We start from the raw sequence: 15705 nt of genomic DNA on the forward strand, positions 1-15705 counted from the left end.
CGCCCGCGGTCCGGGCCCCCGCTGTCACACCCACGGACTACGCTGGACGGTCTATGACCAAGTCCTCTCTCCCCGAGCTCCTGCACGCCGCCGTGTCCGCGGTCGGCGGTACGGAGCGGCCCGGCCAGGTGGCCATGGCCCAAGCGACCGCCGACGCCATCGACGACGGCTCCCACCTCCTGGTCCAGGCGGGCACGGGCACCGGAAAGTCCCTCGGCTACCTGGTGCCGGCGCTCGCCCACGGGGAGCGCGTCGTGGTGGCCACCGCGACCCTCGCGCTCCAGCGCCAGCTGGTGGAGCGCGACCTGCCGCGCACCGTGGACGCCCTGCATCCGCTGCTGCGCCGCCGACCCGAGTTCGCGATGCTGAAGGGCCGTTCCAACTACCTCTGCCTGCACCGGCTGCACGAGGGGATGCCCCAGGACGAGGAGGAGGGCCTCTTCGACCAGTTCGAGGCCGCTGCGCCGTCCAGCAAGCTGGGCCAGGACCTGCTGCGCCTGCGGGACTGGTCCGACGAGACCGAGACCGGCGACCGCGACGGCCTCACCCCCGGCGTCTCCGACCGGGCCTGGGCCCAGGTGTCGGTGTCCTCGCGGGAGTGCCTGGGCGCCACCCGGTGCGCCTACGGTGCCGAGTGCTTCGCGGAGCTGGCCCGCGAACGGGCCAAGCTCGCGGACGTCGTGGTCACCAACCACGCACTGCTCGCCATCGACGCCATCGAGGGCGCGCCGGTGCTGCCCCCGCACGAAGTGCTGATCGTCGACGAGGCCCATGAACTCGTCTCCCGGGTCACCGGGGCCGCCACCGGCGAGCTGACCTCCGGGCAGGTCACCCGGGCGGTGCGGCGGGCGGCCAAGCTGGTGGACGAGAAGGTCGCCGACCAGCTCCAGACCGCCGCCGAGGGCTTCGAGCGCGTGATGGAGCTGGCCCTGCCGGGCCGTCTCGAAGAGGTCCCGGAGGACCTCGGCTACGCCCTGATGGCGCTGCGCGACGCCGCCCGGAACGTCATCGTGGCGCTGGGCGCGACGCGCGACAAGTCCCTCGTCGACGAGGACGCGGTGCGCAAGCAGGCGCAGGCCTCCGTCGAGACGGTGCACGCGGTCGCCGAGCGCATCGCCCAGGGCTCGGAGTACGACGTCGTGTGGTACGAGCGCCACGACCGTTTCGGGGCGTCGCTGCGGGTCGCGCCGCTCTCGGTGTCGGGGCTGTTGCGGGAGAAGCTGTTCGTGGAGCGCTCGGTGATCCTCACCTCCGCCACCCTCAAGCTGGGCGGCGACTTCAACGGGGTGGGTGCCTCCCTGGGCCTGGCTCCCGAGGGCACGGCCGCCGCCGGGGACGAGGAGCAACCGGTCTGGAAGGGCGTGGACGTCGGTTCCCCGTTCGACTACCCCAGACAGGGCATCCTCTACGTCGCCAAGCACCTGAACCGGCCCGCCCGGGACGGCGACCGGCTGGACATGCTGGACGAGCTGACGGAGCTGATCCAGGCGGCCGGGGGACGCACCCTGGGGCTCTTCTCCTCGATGCGGGCGGCGCAGAACGCCGCGGAGGAGCTGCGCTCGCGCCTCCCGGAGTTCCCGATCCTGCTCCAGGGCGAGGAAACGCTGGGCGAGTTGATCAAGAACTTCGCGGCCGACCCGGAGACCTGTCTGTTCGGCACCCTGTCGTTGTGGCAGGGGGTCGACGTGCCGGGGCCCAGCTGCCAGCTCGTCGTCATGGACAAGATCCCGTTCCCGCGCCCGGACGATCCGCTGATGAGCGCCCGGCAGAAGGCGGTCGAGGAGGCGGGCGGCAACGGCTTCATGGCGGTGGCGGCGACCCACGCGGCCCTGCTGATGGCCCAGGGAGCCGGTCGACTGGTCCGTGCCTCGGAGGACCGGGGGGTGGTGGCCGTCCTCGATCCCCGGCTCGCCACCGCCCGCTACGGCAGCTACCTGAAGTCCTCGCTCCCGGACTTCTGGTCCACGACGGACCGCAACCAGGTCCGTCGGTCCCTGGCCGCCATCGATGCGGCGGCGAAGCAGGACTGAGCGCGCGCCCCACGGGCGTGGTCCCACGGCCCCGCCGCCGGACTCATCGGCGGCGGGCAGGAAACGACCCCGGAACCAGGCGCAGAAGGTTCCGGGGCCGGCCAGGGGGCGTGGTCCTGCCGTGGGCGGCGGATCAGACGCGGCGGAGCACCGCCACGACCTTGCCGAGGATGGTCGCCTCATCGCCCGGGATCGGCTGGTACGCGGCGTTGTGGGGGAGCAGCCAGACGTGGCCGTCCTCCCGCTTGAAGCGCTTGACCGTGGCCTCGCCGTCCAGCATGGCCGCCACGATGTCGCCGTTCTCGGCGACGGGCTGACGACGCACGGTGACCCAGTCGCCGTCGCAGATCGCCGCCTCGATCATGGAGTCGCCGACGACCTTCAGCACGAACAGTTCGCCGTCGCCCACCAGCTGCCGGGGGAGCGGGAAGACGTCCTCGACGGACTCCTCGGCCAGGATCGGGCCACCGGCGGCGATCCGACCGACGAGCGGGACGTAGGAGGCGGCGGGCTTGCCCGCGGTGTCCGTCGGCTGGGTCGAGGGCTGGTCGGAACCGCGTACCTCGTACGCACGGGGGCGGTGGGGGTCGCGGCGGAGGAACCCCTTGCGCTCCAAGGCCATGAGCTGGTGCGCCACCGAGGAGGTGCTGGACAGGCCCACGGCCTGACCGATCTCCCGCATCGACGGCGGATAGCCGCGCCGCTGGACCGAGTCCCTGATCACCTCGATGACCCGGCGCTGACGGTCGGTGAGTCCCGAGCTGTCCGCCCGGATGCCGGGAGGTCGTCCGGGGAGGGAGCGTGCGGCCTTGGGCCCCTCCCCGTTCGTGGCCGCGTCTGTCATGGTGTGCACTGACTCCAGACGGTTCTGGCCGCGGTCGTGGGCGGTGATGGTGACACTGTCGGCGGTCGTGGTCATGTCGGCAGCCCCTCTCGGACGTTCTCCCTAGCTAGCCAACGGTAGTTGCTTTCGAAAGGTTGCGCCAAACACACGTTCGAGTGAAAAAACGGCGAGCGTCCTGCGTGTGGAGACGGTCCGGTGTATGGCCGGCGGTCACGTGCCCGTGTCCGTCGAGGTGGCGGGGTCGGCGCCCCGCCTCCCGGCCGGTCGGAGGCGGCGGCTACGGTGTCCGGGGAGGGCGTCCGCGGCGGAGCCGGGGGCGCGCGTGCACCCGGGTCGCGGCCACCGTGCGTGATCTCCGCAGGGCCCCCGGAGCCGCCGGAGTCGACCTTGCCCGCAGCGGTCCTTCCCCGCGTGCGAAGGTCACCGCACGGCCCGCCCGTTGGCCGTCCCTCCTGCGCTCGCCGTCCGCCCGGTTTCCCTGCGAATACGCGACACGCACGGGCGGTGAATTGCGGCCAAACCCCAGATCTAGTGGTTGGATTGCGGTCGCAGCCCAGAAGTTGTGGTCCCGCGGTCCGACCCGCTTCGGTCATCGCCTATGCTGGGGGCTGCTTCCAGACGGCGCGTGCCGTACGGAAGTCATGGAGACGTGCCCTGAAGGAGGCTGGAACCACATGCACTGCCCCTTCTGCAGGCACCCCGACAGCCGTGTCGTGGACAGTCGTACCACCGACGACGGCACGTCGATCCGCAGGCGCCGTCAGTGTCCGGATTGCTCCCGTCGTTTCACGACCGTGGAGACCTGCTCGCTGATGGTGGTCAAGCGCAGTGGCGTGACCGAACCCTTCAGCCGCACGAAGGTCATCAACGGCGTCCGCAAGGCGTGCCAGGGGCGTCCCGTCACCGAGGACGCCCTCGCCCAACTCGGCCAGCGGGTCGAGGAGGCCGTGCGGGCCACCGGTAGCGCCGAGTTGACCACGCACGACGTGGGGCTCGCCATACTCGGCCCGTTGCGGGAACTGGACCTGGTCGCCTACTTGCGGTTCGCCTCCGTGTACCGGGCGTTCGATTCGCTGGAGGACTTCGAAGCGGCCATCGCGGAGCTGCGGGAGCAGCCCGGGAGCGCGTCCGGGGCCGACGGCCCGGACGCCGAGGTCGTCGGCTGCGAGGCGCTGCGGGGCCCGGTGGCCCCCGCGCCGGCCGGCGGCTAGCGGCCGGCCCGCGGTCGGACCGGGTGGGGCCACCCGGTCCCGACAGGTCGACGAGGGCGACCACCTAATTTCGCTGGGGGCGACGGTCAGGGTGCCCGCAGCGCGCAACAGCACACCGTGTCGTGGGAAGAACACGGCACTTCAGGGCGTTATGGCCCGATACAGGGAGGCGGCATGACAGAGACGGCGAGCGGTCCGGCACGGAGTTCCCGTGCCAAGGGGGCGAAGGCCACCAAGGGGCTGCGCATGGAACGTGTCCACACCACTCCGGGCGTGCACCCGTACGACGAGGTGGTCTGGGAACGCCGTGATGTCGTGATGACCAACTGGCGCGACGGCTCGATCAACTTCGAGCAGCGCGGCGTCGAGTTCCCCGACTTCTGGTCGGTGAACGCGGTCAACATCGTCACCAGCAAGTACTTCCGCGGCGCGGTCGGCACCCCGCAGCGCGAGACCGGGCTCAGGCAGCTGATCGACCGGATCGTGAAGACCTACCGGAAGGCCGGTGAGGACTACAAGTATTTCGCCTCGCCCGCCGACGCCGAGATCTTCGAGCACGAGCTGGCCCACGCCCTCCTGCACCAGGTCTTCAGCTTCAACTCCCCGGTGTGGTTCAACGTCGGCACGCCCCAGCCGCAGCAGGTCTCCGCCTGCTTCATCCTCTCCGTCGACGACTCCATGGAGTCGATCCTCGACTGGTACAAGGAAGAGGGGATGATCTTCAAGGGCGGCTCCGGGGCCGGCCTCAACCTCTCCCGCATCCGTTCCTCCAAGGAACTGCTGTCCTCCGGAGGCAACGCCTCCGGCCCGGTCTCCTTCATGCGCGGCGCCGACGCCTCCGCCGGGACGATCAAGTCGGGCGGCGCCACCCGCCGGGCCGCCAAGATGGTCATCCTGGACGTCGACCACCCCGACATCGAGGACTTCATCGAGACCAAGGTCAAGGAGGAGGAGAAGATCCGCGCCCTGCGGGACGCGGGCTTCGACATGGACCTGGGCGGCGACGACATCACGTCCGTCCAGTACCAGAACGCCAACAACTCGGTCCGGGTCAACGACACGTTCATGCGCGCCGTGGAGAACGGCGAGAAGTTCGGTCTGCGGGCCCGGATGACCGGCGAGGTCATCGAGGAGGTCGACGCCAAGGCGCTCTTCCGCAAGATGGCCGAGGCGGCCTGGGCGTGCGCCGACCCCGGCATCCAGTACGACGACACCATCAACCACTGGCACACCTGTCCCGAGTCGGGCCGGATCAACGGCTCGAACCCGTGCAGCGAGTACATGCACCTGGACAACACGTCCTGCAACCTCGCCTCCCTGAACCTGATGAAGTTCCTGAAGGACGACGGCAAGGGCAAGCAGTCCTTCGACGCGGAGCGCTTCTCCAAGGTCGTCGAGCTGGTCATCACCGCGATGGACATCTCCATCTCGTTCGCGGACTTCCCGACCCAGAAGATCGGCGAGAACACCCGCGCCTTCCGCCAGCTCGGCATCGGCTACGCCAACCTCGGCGCCCTGCTGATGGCCACCGGCCACGCCTACGACTCCGACGGCGGCCGGGCCCTCGCCGGTGCGATCACCTCCCTGATGACCGGCACCTCCTACCGTCGCTCCGCGGAGCTGGCGGCCGTGGTGGGCGCGTACGACGGCTACGCCCGCAACGCCCAGCCGCACCTGCGGGTCATGAAGCAGCACGCCGACGCCAACGCCGTCGCCGTGCGCACGGACGACCTCGACACCCCGATCTGGGCCGCCGCCACCGAGGCGTGGCAGGACGTGCTCCGGCTCGGCGAGAAGAACGGCTTCCGCAACGCCCAGGCGTCCGTGATCGCCCCCACCGGCACCATCGGCCTGGCCATGTCCTGCGACACCACCGGCCTGGAGCCGGACCTGGCGCTGGTCAAGTTCAAGAAGCTGGTCGGCGGCGGCTCGATGCAGATCGTCAACGGCACCGTCCCGCAGGCCCTGCGCCGCCTGGGCTACCAGGAGGAGCAGATCGAGGCGGTCGTCGCCCACATCGCCGAGCACGGCAACGTGGTGGACGCACCCGGCCTCAAGACCGAGCACTACGAGGTCTTCGACTGCGCGATGGGCGAGCGCTCCATCTCCGCCATGGGCCACGTGCGCATGATGGCCGCCATCCAGCCGTGGATCTCCGGCGCGCTCTCCAAGACCGTGAACATGCCGGAGACGGCCACCGTCGAAGAGGTCGAGGAGATCTACTTCGAGGCGTGGAAGATGGGCGTCAAGGCCCTCGCGATCTACCGCGACAACTGCAAGGTCGGCCAGCCGCTCTCGGCGAAGAAGAAGGACGACGAGGCCAAGGCGGAGGTCGCTGGGAAGGCCGAGGAGACCATCCGCGCCGCGGTGGAGAAGGTCGTCGAGTACCGTCCGGTGCGCAAGCGGCTGCCCAAGGGACGCCCCGGCATCACCACCTCCTTCACGGTCGGCGGCGCCGAGGGTTACATGACCGCCAACTCCTACCCGGACGACGGTCTCGGCGAGGTCTTCCTGAAGATGTCCAAGCAGGGCTCGACCCTCGCGGGCATGATGGACGCGTTCTCCATCGCCGTCTCGGTCGGCCTCCAGTACGGGGTGCCCCTGGAGACGTACGTCTCGAAGTTCACCAACATGCGCTTCGAGCCGGCGGGCATGACCGACGACCCGGACGTGCGGATGGCGCAGTCGATCGTCGACTACATCTTCCGTCGCCTGGCGCTCGACTTCCTGCCCTTCGAGACCCGCTCCGCGCTCGGCATCCACTCCGCCGAGGAACGCCAGCGCCACCTGGAGACCGGTTCCTACGAGCCGGCCGACGACGAGGTCGACGTGGAGGGCCTGGCCCAGTCGGCCCCCCGGCAGACCGAGACGCTGCGGGCGGTGGCCACCCCGAAGGCGGAGGCTCCCGCTGCGGAGGCCGCTCCCCGGCAGGCGCACACCAGCGCCGAACTGGTGGAGATGCAGCTCGGCATCCAGGCCGACGCCCCGCTGTGCTTCTCCTGCGGGACGAAGATGCAGCGCGCCGGGTCCTGCTACATCTGCGAGGGCTGCGGTTCCACCAGCGGTTGCAGCTGACCGGTGGCCCGTCGCCCGACGCGCGGGTGAGCGCCGAGGGCACTGAGCGGGCGCGGGGAGGGGGCGCCGACCACCGAGTGGTCGGCGCCCCCGTCCCGTCCCCGGACCGGCGCGGCGGGGTCCCGCTCACCGCACGGTGGACGATCCGTCCAGTGCGGCCCCGATGGCCCGACGCAGGGCAGCGTGCCGCGGTCCCAGGGCGAACCGCTCGTCGCTCCACCGCTCGCGCGGGTACAGCCACACCGGTCTGCGCAGCGACTCGGGGGGTTCCCAGTGGAACCGGGGCCACACATGGGCGTGCAGGAAGTCGTCGGTGTTGCCGAGGATCTCCAGGTTCACACGTCTGAAGGCGGGGTCCAGCCGGCGGCAGGCGCGTTCGACCGCCTCGCCGAGACGGTCCAGGTCGGAGAGGAAGGACAGCCGCCGGGACCTCGGAAGGTCCGACAGTTGGCGCACTCCCGGCTCGTCGACCAACAGCACCGAGTACCCCGGCAGGAACTGGACGTCCCCGATCACCGCGAACCCCGCCTCCAGCCGGCGCAGCACGGTGGGGTTCTCGCCCCTGAGGGCGCTGCCGATCCGGTCCGCGCGCCAGTCGGCCGCCGCCGGGGGGTCGTGCGGGGACCCCGGACTCAGGAGACCGGCCCCGTCCGCCCCATCTGCCGGGCGAAGGCCGCGGGGTCCGCGTCGTAGCCGCGGATCACCCGGCGGTACTGCCAGGTGCCGGCGCCGTCCCGGGTGAACTCCGCGATCGTCGTGGAGTTGTGGTCCAGCACGTCGGCGAAGTCGTGCCGGGCCAGGTCCAGCGGGCCGCTGCGGATGCGGACCCCCGCTCCCGAGATGTCGCGGAACGTCAGCTCCTGCGCGGGCTGTTGGATGGCGATCCCGACGACCACCCGGGCGTACCGCGGGGCCAGCCGGTCCAACTCCAGCACCATGACCTCGTCGTAGCCGAAGCCCTGGCCGGTGCGGCTGTCGCGGTTCAGCGTGATCGTGCCGTCCGGCGACCTGCTGCCGAAGTGCACCAGGTACGCGGGGGCCGCGTCGAGGGCCTCCTCGGTGTACGTCGCGGCGACGATGTCCAGGTCGTGCGCCGCCGCCCCCTTGGGAGCCATGTCCCATTGGACGCCCACTTCGACTTTCGTGAGTCCCTTGTTGAGACCACCACTCACCAGTTCCCCCTCGGGTCGAGCCAACTTCCCGGCGTCGTGTGCGTGTTGTCCTCCATGGTGCCACGGGCCACTGACCGTGTCCGGTCGGACACCGGGCGGTGGCGGGGAACGGCCGCCCGTCCCGTCCGCACGCCCGGGCGTACGGCGGTGCACGGGCCCGCGCACCCCCGTTCTTCGGGGGCTTGCAGGGGGCGCACTGCGCCGGAGCGTAGTCACTGGAACGCTCCGTGGCCTTACCATGGCGCGGTGCTGGTCAAGTGGATTCGCTGCACCGTCGTCGACCGTCGAGGCTTCGAACGAGGACAGCGGAAGTGGGCGGGACTCCTCGGTGAGCCGGGGTTCCGGGCGCAGGGCGGCGGCTGGAGCCGCACCCGGCCCGGTGTCGCCCATGTCTTCGCGTTCTGGGAGAGCCGGGCCTTCTACGACTCGTTCATGGCGCGCTCCCACGACCGCCTGGCCGCCTCCCAAGCCGGTACCTTCGCCCGCGCCCAGGTGAAGCTGTTCGACTACCGGTTCGACGTGAAGACGGGCTTCGAGCCCCGGTTCACCGACAGCGACCTGCTGCGGGTCGCCCACTGCCGGGTGCACCCCGAGCGCGCCGAGCACTTCGCGCTGATGCAGGAGAAGGTGTGGAACCCGGCCATGGCCGGCTCGCCCGGCATGGTGCGCGGACTCTTCGGCGAGGCCCCGGGGGACGAGTTCCTGATCCTCTCCATGTGGAAGGTCGACGCCGAGCACGGGAAGTACCGCACCGAACGCATCGAACGGCTGTCCCTGCGGGCGCAGACCGAGGCCGACATCGCCGCGCTGAGCGGGGACGTCGTGGACATGGAGGACGCCTGGACCGTGTGAGGGGGGCGTCCGTACGGGCGGGCGGGGCCGCGTTCCGCGGCCCGCGGCGACCCGCCGCGCGGTGATCCGGCGATCGCTCGAACGTCGAACCCGATCTAGGGTTCCCCCATGGCACGACCACGGCGCATCGTTCTCGTCCGGCACGGGGAGTCGAAGGGCAACGCGGACGACACCGTCTACGAGCGGGAGCCCGACCACGCGCTCCCGCTGACCGGTGCCGGCCGTCACCAGGCCGAGGAGACCGGCAGGCACCTGCGGGAGCTGTTCGGCGGCGAGCGCGTCAGCGTGTACGTGTCCCCCTACCGGCGCACCCACCAGACGCTCCGCGCCTTCCGGCTCGACCCCGGCCTGGTCCGGATCAGGGAGGAACCCCGGCTGCGCGAACAGGACTGGGGGAACTGGCAGGACCGGGAGGACGTACTGCTCCAGAAGGCGTACCGGGACGCCTACGGGCACTTCTTCTACCGCTTCGCCCAGGGGGAGTCCGGCGCCGACGTGTACGACCGGGTGGGGGCCTTCCTGGAGAGCCTCTTCCGCAGCTTCGAGGAGTCCGACCACCCGCCCAACGTCCTCCTGGTCACCCACGGCCTGACCATGCGGCTGTTCTGCATGCGGTGGTTCCACTGGAGCGTGGCCGAATTCGAGTCCCTGTCCAACCCGGGCAACGGCGAGGTGCGGGTCCTGGAGCTCGGCGCGGACGGCAAGTACGTCTTGGACCGGCCTTTCGGGCGCTGGCGCGAACCGGAGCCGTACGGGATCACCGGCTAGAGTGGCGGGCCCATGACTGCTGACCCCGCCGTTTCTCCGTCCGACGCCCGCCGGGAGCGGGCCCTCGCCAGCCTGAGCGGCCTCTCCGTGGGAGACGCGCTCGGCTCCCAGTTCTTCGTGCCGGCGCACCGCCCCCTCCTGGGCCGTCAGGAGCTGCCCGAAGGGCCGTGGCAGTGGACCGACGACACCGAGATGGCCTGCTCGGTGGTCGCCGTGCTGACCGCCCACGGTCGTGTCGACCAGGACGCGCTGGCGGCCTCCTTCGCCGCGCGGCACGACTTCGACCGCGGCTACGGGCCCGCCGTGAACCGGCTCCTCAGGCTCGTGCGCGAGGGCGGCGACTGGCGGGCACTGGCCTCCGCCCTCTTCGACGGCCAGGGCTCCTGGGGCAACGGCGCGGCGATGCGCATCGCCCCGCTCGGCGCCTGGTACGCGGGCGACCCGGAGCAGGCCGCGCACCAGGCGGAGGTCTCCGCGTACCCGACCCACCAGCACCGCGAGGCCGTGGCGGGGGCGATGGCCGTGGCCGCGGCGGCGGCACTGGTGGCCGACCCCGCCGGTCCGCCGACCGCCGAGGCCCTGCTCGACGGGGTCATCGCCCTGTTGCCGCGCAGCGCCGTCGACGCGGGCGTGAGGCGGGCCCGGGACATGCTCGACTACGAGGACGCCGGCACGGTCGCCGCGGTGCTCGGGTGCGGACGGCGCACCAGCGCCCACGACACCGTTCCCTTCGCCCTCTGGGCGGCGGCCCGGGGACTCGGAGACTTCGCCCGGGCCTTCTGGGAGACCGTGCAGGTCGGCGGGGACGTCGACACCACCTGTGCGATCGTCGGCGGGATCGTGGCGGCGGACGCGTCGAACGGATCGCCGCCCGGCGCCTGGCTGGAGCGCACCGAGCCCCTGCCCGGATGGCTGCCCGCCCGGCGCTAGGCACCAAGCCCCGCTCGACCGGGGTGACATGGGTGAGGGACGCGTGCCGGGAGGCGCCCGGTGCGCCGGTGACCGGGACCGGGTGTCGGCCGGCCCGTACGGCGGCGTAGGCTGGCAGGTGCCATGCCATACGAAGCACCTACCCACACCGTTGAGCGCTCGCTGCGCGCCACCACGGGGGCGAAAGTCATCGCTGGCGTCGACGAGGTGGGTCGTGGCGCCTGGGCGGGCCCCGTCACCGTCTGCGCCGCGGTCACCGGACTGCGACGGCCTCCGGAAGGGCTGACGGACTCCAAGCTGCTCACCCCCAAGCGGCGCACCTCGCTCGCCGCGGAACTGGAGGGGTGGGTGACCGCACACGCCCTGGGGCACGCCTCGCACGAGGAGATCGACGCCCTGGGCATGACGGCCGCCCTGCGGCTCGCCGCCGTACGGGCTCTGGAGGGCCTTCCGGTGCGCCCCGACGCGGTCATCCTCGACGGGAAGCACGACTACCTGGGCACCCCCTGGCGCGTACGGACCGTGATCAAGGGGGACAGGTCCTGCGTCGCGGTGGCCGCCGCCTCCGTGATCGCCAAGGTCCGGCGCGACAAAATGATGGCCGAACTGGGCTTCGAGCATGCAGACTTCGACTTCGCGGCCAACGCCGGTTACCCCTCACCGGTGCACCGGGCCGCGCTGGCGGAGCGGGGGCCGACCCCGTACCACCGCCTGACGTGGGCCTATCTTGACGGGCTGCCCCGGTGGCGCCACCTCAAGAAGGCCCGCAGCTGGGCGGACGAGAGCGCTCCGGGGATCGAGGGCCAGCTCGGCTTCGACTTCTGACGCGTTCGCCCGCACTGATGTGCCACCCGCCGGGGCCAGTCGCACCGGCGTTTGATAGATGTCAGCTCATGCCTCTCATTCCCGAGGAGCCTCAGATTCACGAGAGTGCCCAGGGTCCCCGCGCAACCCCGGCCAGTGGCCAGTCCGCGCCGACCCCCCGCCCCGTACCCGGTCCGCGTTCCGCGGTGCCACCGCGCCCGGGTCCGCCCCGGCCCACGCCTCCCGCGCAGCGCACGCCGCGCGGGCCGTCCAGCGCCGGAGCCGTCGCGCCGCCGGCCGCCGGCACTCCGCAGCTCCAGTTGATCCCGGCTTCGGCCGAGGGCGCGTTGGACGCTGCGGAGGAGGCCGTCGACCTGTTGTTGGACTCCGGTCGGTCCCCCGAGGAGATCCTCGTGGTCACCACCGGGGAGCAGCACCCCTGGGCCGCCCACGAGCTGTCGTTCGGCGAGGAGGGCTACTGGGCGCAGCACGACGCCCGGGACGACGTCTTCTACGCCGATGCGCTGGCCCTGGACCGGGCTGAGGCCCGGCCCGTGGTGGTCGCCGCGGTCAACGGCGGAGACGTTTCTGCCGGCCTGTCGCTCGCCCGGGCCAAGGCGGGCAGCTTGTTGATCGTCTGCGGTGACCCGCAGCGCGTCAACGAGATGCTGGGCGCGGGGGTTTGACCACACGCCGCGGGGGGTGGTCCGGAACCTTCCGGACCACCCCCCGCGGGCGGGTTGAGCAGCCGCAGCACCCGTGCCGGCCGGCCGGGGCCCCGGGTCGCGTGGTGCGTCCCGGTGCCCTGCCGTCCGGTCGGTGGTGACTCAGCGTGCCGCCGCGCGCCGCATCAGGTCGGAAGCGGCCCCACCCGCGCGCGGTGGCAGGGGCGTCAGATCCGCGGCGAAGTCCTGGGAGGACGAGAGCGAGCTGGGCCTGCGGCCACCGCGTCCCTCGCCGAGCACCTGCCATCCGTCACGGGTCAGGGTGATGTAGGCGCCGCAGCGCAGCCCGTGCAGGGTGCACGCGTCACGGAGCCCCCACATCCAGGCCCCGTCCTCCCGCGTCCAGCGCGCGTCCCCGTCCCGGCAGTAGAGCAGGACCGCGGTGCGGACCGGGGCGCGGCGCCGGAGGTCGTGCGGGATCACCCGGCGGAGTTGGGCCAGCAGGGCGTTGCGGAACACCCACCCGTCGGGCGTGACGGCACGACGGGTGAACGAAGCGCTCGCTCTGAGGCGCTCGTCGGGATCGAGGACGGCGACGACCGCGGTGGCGGGCGTCGGTCGGTGGCGGGCGTGCAGCCCGCTGACGACTTCGCGTGGGTTCCGTAGCAGGGGTATCCCGGCCGCTGCCCATTCAGCGGGTTCCAACATCCGGGCCAGTTGGTTGGCTGCATCGGTCGACAGGTCCTCACGCGTCGAGGACGCAGACAACGATGCAGCCTTGGACGGAGCAAATCCGAAGGTCACGGCCCTCCCTTCGGCTACGCGCCCACATTCGGGGCGAAAACGGACGTGGGGGAGCGCACCACGGCGTGACCCTCTCGGGAGACGGCGAGCCGCAGGGGAGCAAGACCGATTCTTCCCGGCGTACGGGATTGCGGCAACGAGCAATTGAGACCGTCGACCGATTTGATGCTCTTCGTTACGTATATCCCTGGGCCGAGATGTGGGGAATCGCGGTCACCCTCCACCATCTTGGTTTCGTACCCCGCTTCCGCCCCGCCGAAGCCGGATGAGCCGGCCGGGCGCGCCCGCGTGCGCCGTGGGGACTCCGGCCGCCGACCCATCCGCCCCATCCGGAGCGGAGGTTCACCCGGGCACGGCGAGCACCAGGGGCAACACCTCGGTCGCGCCGGCCCTGCGGAGCAGGCGTGCCGCCACTGCCAGTGTCCACCCGGTCTCCGTCCGGTCGTCCACCAGGAGCACCGGCCCCTCGGCGCGCTTCACCGCGAGCGCCAGTTCCGAGGGGACGGTCAGCGCGCCGTCGAGCGCCTTCAGCCGCTGGGCGCTGTTGCTCCGCGGGACGTGGGTGGTCTCGTGCCCCGGGGCGTAGACGAGGGAACCGAGCAACGGGATGCGCCCCACCTCCGAGATCCGGTGCGCCAGCGAGCCGATCAACTGCGGTCTGCCGAGCGAGGGCACCGTGACCACGCCGACCGGCCGGGCCACCGCGTCCGGGGTGCCCGACGCCCAACCGCCCGGTCCTCGGGCCCAGTCGGCGAGCACGTCCACCACGGCCCCCGCGACGTCGTCCGGGACCGGACCGTCGGGGGCGTGCGGGGTCAGCATCGGGCGCAGCCGGTTGCCCCAGCCGATGTCCGAGAGGCGTCCGAGCGCCCGGCCGGTCGACGCGAGTTCCCCGGCGGGGATGCGCCCCTTGAGGCCGATGCCCACGGCCGCGAGCCCGGTCGGCCACATGCGTCGGGGCTCCACCTCCGCCCCGGGGCGTTGCAACTCGCCGCGCGCGGACTCCAGCGCGGAGCCGGAGACCTCGACCTCGAACCGGGCTCCGGCGCAGTTGTCGCAGCGGCCGCAGGGGGCCGCCGTCTCGTCGTCCAGTTGGCGGCGCAGGAACTCCATGCGGCACCCGGTGGTCCGGGCGTACTCCCGCATGGCCTCCTGCTCGGCGGAGCGCTGCCGGTTCACCCAGGCGTAGCGTTCGGCGTCGTACGCCCAGGGGCGGCCGGTGGAGGTCCAGCCGCCCTTGACCCGCCGTACCGCACCATCGACGTCCAGGACCTTCAGCATGGTCTCCAACCGGTTGCGCCGCAGGTCCACCAGGGGCTCCAGGGCGGGCAGCGACAGCGGGCGGTCGGCCTCCGCGAGCACCTCCAGGGTTCTGCGCACCTGCTGCTCCGGAGGGAACGCCAGGGAGGCGAAGTACTGCCAGATCGCCTCGTCCTCGCGGCCCGGCAGCAGCAGCACCTCCGCGTGCTCCACGCCCCGGCCGGCCCGGCCCACCTGCTGGTAGTAGGCGATCGGGGAGGCGGGGGAGCCGAGGTGGACCACGAAGCCGAGGTCCGGCTTGTCGAAGCCCATGCCCAGGGCCGAGGTGGCGACCAGCGCCTTGACGCGGTTGGCCAACAGGTCCTCCTCCGCCTGCTGGCGGTCCGCGTTCTCGGTCTTCCCGGTGTAGGACGCCACGGTGTGCCCCTGCTGGCGCAGGTGGGCGGTCACCTCCTCGGCCGCGGCCACCGTGAGGGCGTAGACGATGCCCGAGCCCGGCAGGGCGTCGAGGTGCTCGGAGAGCCAGCCCAGGCGGTGGGCGGCGTCCGGCAGGGTCAGGACGCCGAGGCTGAGGCTGGACCGGTCCAGCGGCCCGCGCAGGACCAGGGCGCTCCCGGTGTCCGACCCGTCGTCGGGCGGGGTGTTGCCCGTGCCGAGCTGCTCGGCGACGTCCGCGGTGACGCGGGCGTTCGCCGTCGCGGTGGTGGCGAGCACCGGGACACCGGGCGGGAGCTCGGCGAGCATCGTCCGCAGCCGTCGGTAGTCGGGCCGGAAGTCGTGTCCCCAGTCCGAGATGCAGTGGGCTTCGTCCACCACCAACAGGCCAGTGGCCACTGTCAGTTGGGGAAGCACGTTGTCCCTGAAGTCGGGGTTGTTGAGGCGTTCGGGGCTGACCAGCAGGACGTCCACGGCGCCCGCCGCGATCTCGGCGCGGACGGTCTCCCACTCCTCCGGGTTCGCGGAGTTGATCGTGCGGGCGTGGATGCCCGCACGGGCGGCGGCCTCCACCTGGTTGCGCATGAGGGCCAGGAGCGGGGAGACGATCACGGTGGGGCCGCTGCCCCGCTCGCGCAGCAGGGCGGTCGCGACGAAGTACACCGCGGACTTGCCCCAGCCGGTGCGCTGCACCACGAGCGCCCGGCGCCGTTCGGCGACCAGGGCTTCGATCGCGCGCCACTGGTCCTCCCGCAGTCGGGCGGTGGGGGCGCCGACCAATCGGGCGAGGACGGTGTCGGCGGCCGTGCGGAGGTCTTCGTCGCTCATGCCCCCATGCAACCCGATGGGGCCGAC

At 71.9% G+C, this 15705-nt stretch carries 13 protein-coding genes; 8 read left to right on the plus strand and 5 right to left on the minus strand.

Annotation, left to right across the window (positions count from 1 at the left end; all coding sequences use genetic code 11):
* Positions 1–53 precede the first annotated feature (53 nt).
* Complete coding sequence (locus ABT092_RS14695) at positions 54–2030, plus strand: ATP-dependent DNA helicase (protein ID WP_351243619.1); 1977 nt, start codon at positions 54–56, stop codon at positions 2028–2030.
* Positions 2031–2163: 133 nt separating this feature from the next.
* Here the strand turns inward: ABT092_RS14695 and lexA are convergent, their stop codons facing one another.
* Positions 2164–2949, minus strand: a complete 786-nt coding sequence (gene lexA, locus ABT092_RS14700; RefSeq protein WP_351243621.1) for a transcriptional repressor LexA — start codon at positions 2947–2949, stop codon at positions 2164–2166.
* A gap of 599 nt (positions 2950–3548) precedes the next feature.
* Between lexA and nrdR the strand changes: the two genes are divergently transcribed.
* Positions 3549–4085, plus strand: a complete 537-nt coding sequence (gene nrdR, locus ABT092_RS14705; RefSeq protein ID WP_351243623.1) for a transcriptional regulator NrdR — start codon at positions 3549–3551, stop codon at positions 4083–4085.
* Between the two features lie 174 nt (positions 4086–4259).
* The gene (locus ABT092_RS14710; protein WP_351243625.1) at positions 4260–7160 is read left to right on the plus strand and encodes a vitamin B12-dependent ribonucleotide reductase; all 2901 of its coding nucleotides are present in this window, start codon (positions 4260–4262) and stop codon (positions 7158–7160) included.
* A gap of 126 nt (positions 7161–7286) precedes the next feature.
* On the opposite strand, the gene ABT092_RS14715 is transcribed toward ABT092_RS14710, so the two are convergent.
* Both ABT092_RS14715 and ABT092_RS14720 read right to left on the minus strand, forming a co-directional pair.
* Entirely contained in the window at positions 7287–7706 is a 420-nt protein-coding gene (locus tag ABT092_RS14715) for an HIT family protein (protein WP_351243627.1), read from the minus strand.
* An 86-nt stretch (positions 7707–7792) separates the two neighbouring features.
* The gene (locus tag ABT092_RS14720) at positions 7793–8332 is read right to left on the minus strand and encodes a TerD family protein (protein WP_351243629.1); all 540 of its coding nucleotides are present in this window, start codon (positions 8330–8332) and stop codon (positions 7793–7795) included.
* 246 nt (positions 8333–8578) lie between these two features.
* On the opposite strand from ABT092_RS14720, the gene ABT092_RS14725 reads away from it, so the two are divergent.
* The 5 genes from ABT092_RS14725 to ABT092_RS14745 all read left to right on the plus strand — a co-directional run bounded on the left by ABT092_RS14725 (position 8579) and on the right by ABT092_RS14745 (position 12372).
* Positions 8579–9184, plus strand: coding sequence for a YdbC family protein (locus ABT092_RS14725; RefSeq protein WP_351243631.1), 606 nt, complete (start codon positions 8579–8581; stop codon positions 9182–9184).
* Positions 9185–9292: 108 nt separating this feature from the next.
* On the plus strand, positions 9293–9952 hold the full coding sequence (locus ABT092_RS14730; protein WP_351243635.1) for a histidine phosphatase family protein: 660 nt from the start codon (positions 9293–9295) through the stop codon (positions 9950–9952).
* A 12-nt stretch (positions 9953–9964) separates the two neighbouring features.
* Entirely contained in the window at positions 9965–10882 is a 918-nt protein-coding gene (locus ABT092_RS14735) for an ADP-ribosylglycohydrolase family protein (protein ID WP_351243637.1), read from the plus strand.
* 123 nt (positions 10883–11005) lie between these two features.
* Positions 11006–11707: a ribonuclease HII gene (gene rnhB, locus ABT092_RS14740; protein ID WP_351243639.1), complete on the plus strand. Its 702-nt coding sequence runs from the start codon at positions 11006–11008 to the stop codon at positions 11705–11707.
* Positions 11708–11775: 68 nt separating this feature from the next.
* On the plus strand, positions 11776–12372 hold the full coding sequence (locus ABT092_RS14745) for a hypothetical protein (RefSeq protein ID WP_351243641.1): 597 nt from the start codon (positions 11776–11778) through the stop codon (positions 12370–12372).
* Between the two features lie 141 nt (positions 12373–12513).
* Here the strand turns inward: ABT092_RS14745 and ABT092_RS14750 are convergent, their stop codons facing one another.
* Both ABT092_RS14750 and ABT092_RS14755 read right to left on the minus strand, forming a co-directional pair.
* The gene (locus tag ABT092_RS14750; RefSeq protein ID WP_351243643.1) at positions 12514–13155 is read right to left on the minus strand and encodes a hypothetical protein; all 642 of its coding nucleotides are present in this window, start codon (positions 13153–13155) and stop codon (positions 12514–12516) included.
* A gap of 342 nt (positions 13156–13497) precedes the next feature.
* Positions 13498–15678, minus strand: coding sequence for a RecQ family ATP-dependent DNA helicase (locus tag ABT092_RS14755; protein ID WP_351243645.1), 2181 nt, complete (start codon positions 15676–15678; stop codon positions 13498–13500).
* Positions 15679–15705 lie beyond the last annotated feature (27 nt).

The sequence above is a fragment of the Streptomyces sp. NPDC002490 genome, assembly GCF_040296045.1.
Taxonomy (GTDB): domain Bacteria; phylum Actinomycetota; class Actinomycetes; order Streptomycetales; family Streptomycetaceae; genus Streptomyces.

Excerpts from the sequence above, each read along its gene's own strand:
- ABT092_RS14695 (WP_351243619.1), top strand. The coding sequence starts at position 54 with ATGACCAAGTCCTCTCTCCCCGAGCTCCTGCACGCCGCCGTGTCCGCG.
- lexA (WP_351243621.1), bottom strand. The coding sequence starts at position 2,949 with ATGACCACGACCGCCGACAGTGTCACCATCACCGCCCACGACCGCGGC.
- nrdR (WP_351243623.1), top strand. The coding sequence starts at position 3,549 with ATGCACTGCCCCTTCTGCAGGCACCCCGACAGCCGTGTCGTGGACAGT.
- ABT092_RS14710 (WP_351243625.1), top strand. The coding sequence starts at position 4,260 with ATGACAGAGACGGCGAGCGGTCCGGCACGGAGTTCCCGTGCCAAGGGG.
- ABT092_RS14730 (WP_351243635.1), top strand. The coding sequence starts at position 9,293 with ATGGCACGACCACGGCGCATCGTTCTCGTCCGGCACGGGGAGTCGAAG.
- ABT092_RS14735 (WP_351243637.1), top strand. The coding sequence starts at position 9,965 with ATGACTGCTGACCCCGCCGTTTCTCCGTCCGACGCCCGCCGGGAGCGG.
- rnhB (WP_351243639.1), top strand. The coding sequence starts at position 11,006 with ATGCCATACGAAGCACCTACCCACACCGTTGAGCGCTCGCTGCGCGCC.
- ABT092_RS14745 (WP_351243641.1), top strand. The coding sequence starts at position 11,776 with ATGCCTCTCATTCCCGAGGAGCCTCAGATTCACGAGAGTGCCCAGGGT.
- ABT092_RS14755 (WP_351243645.1), bottom strand. The coding sequence starts at position 15,678 with ATGAGCGACGAAGACCTCCGCACGGCCGCCGACACCGTCCTCGCCCGA.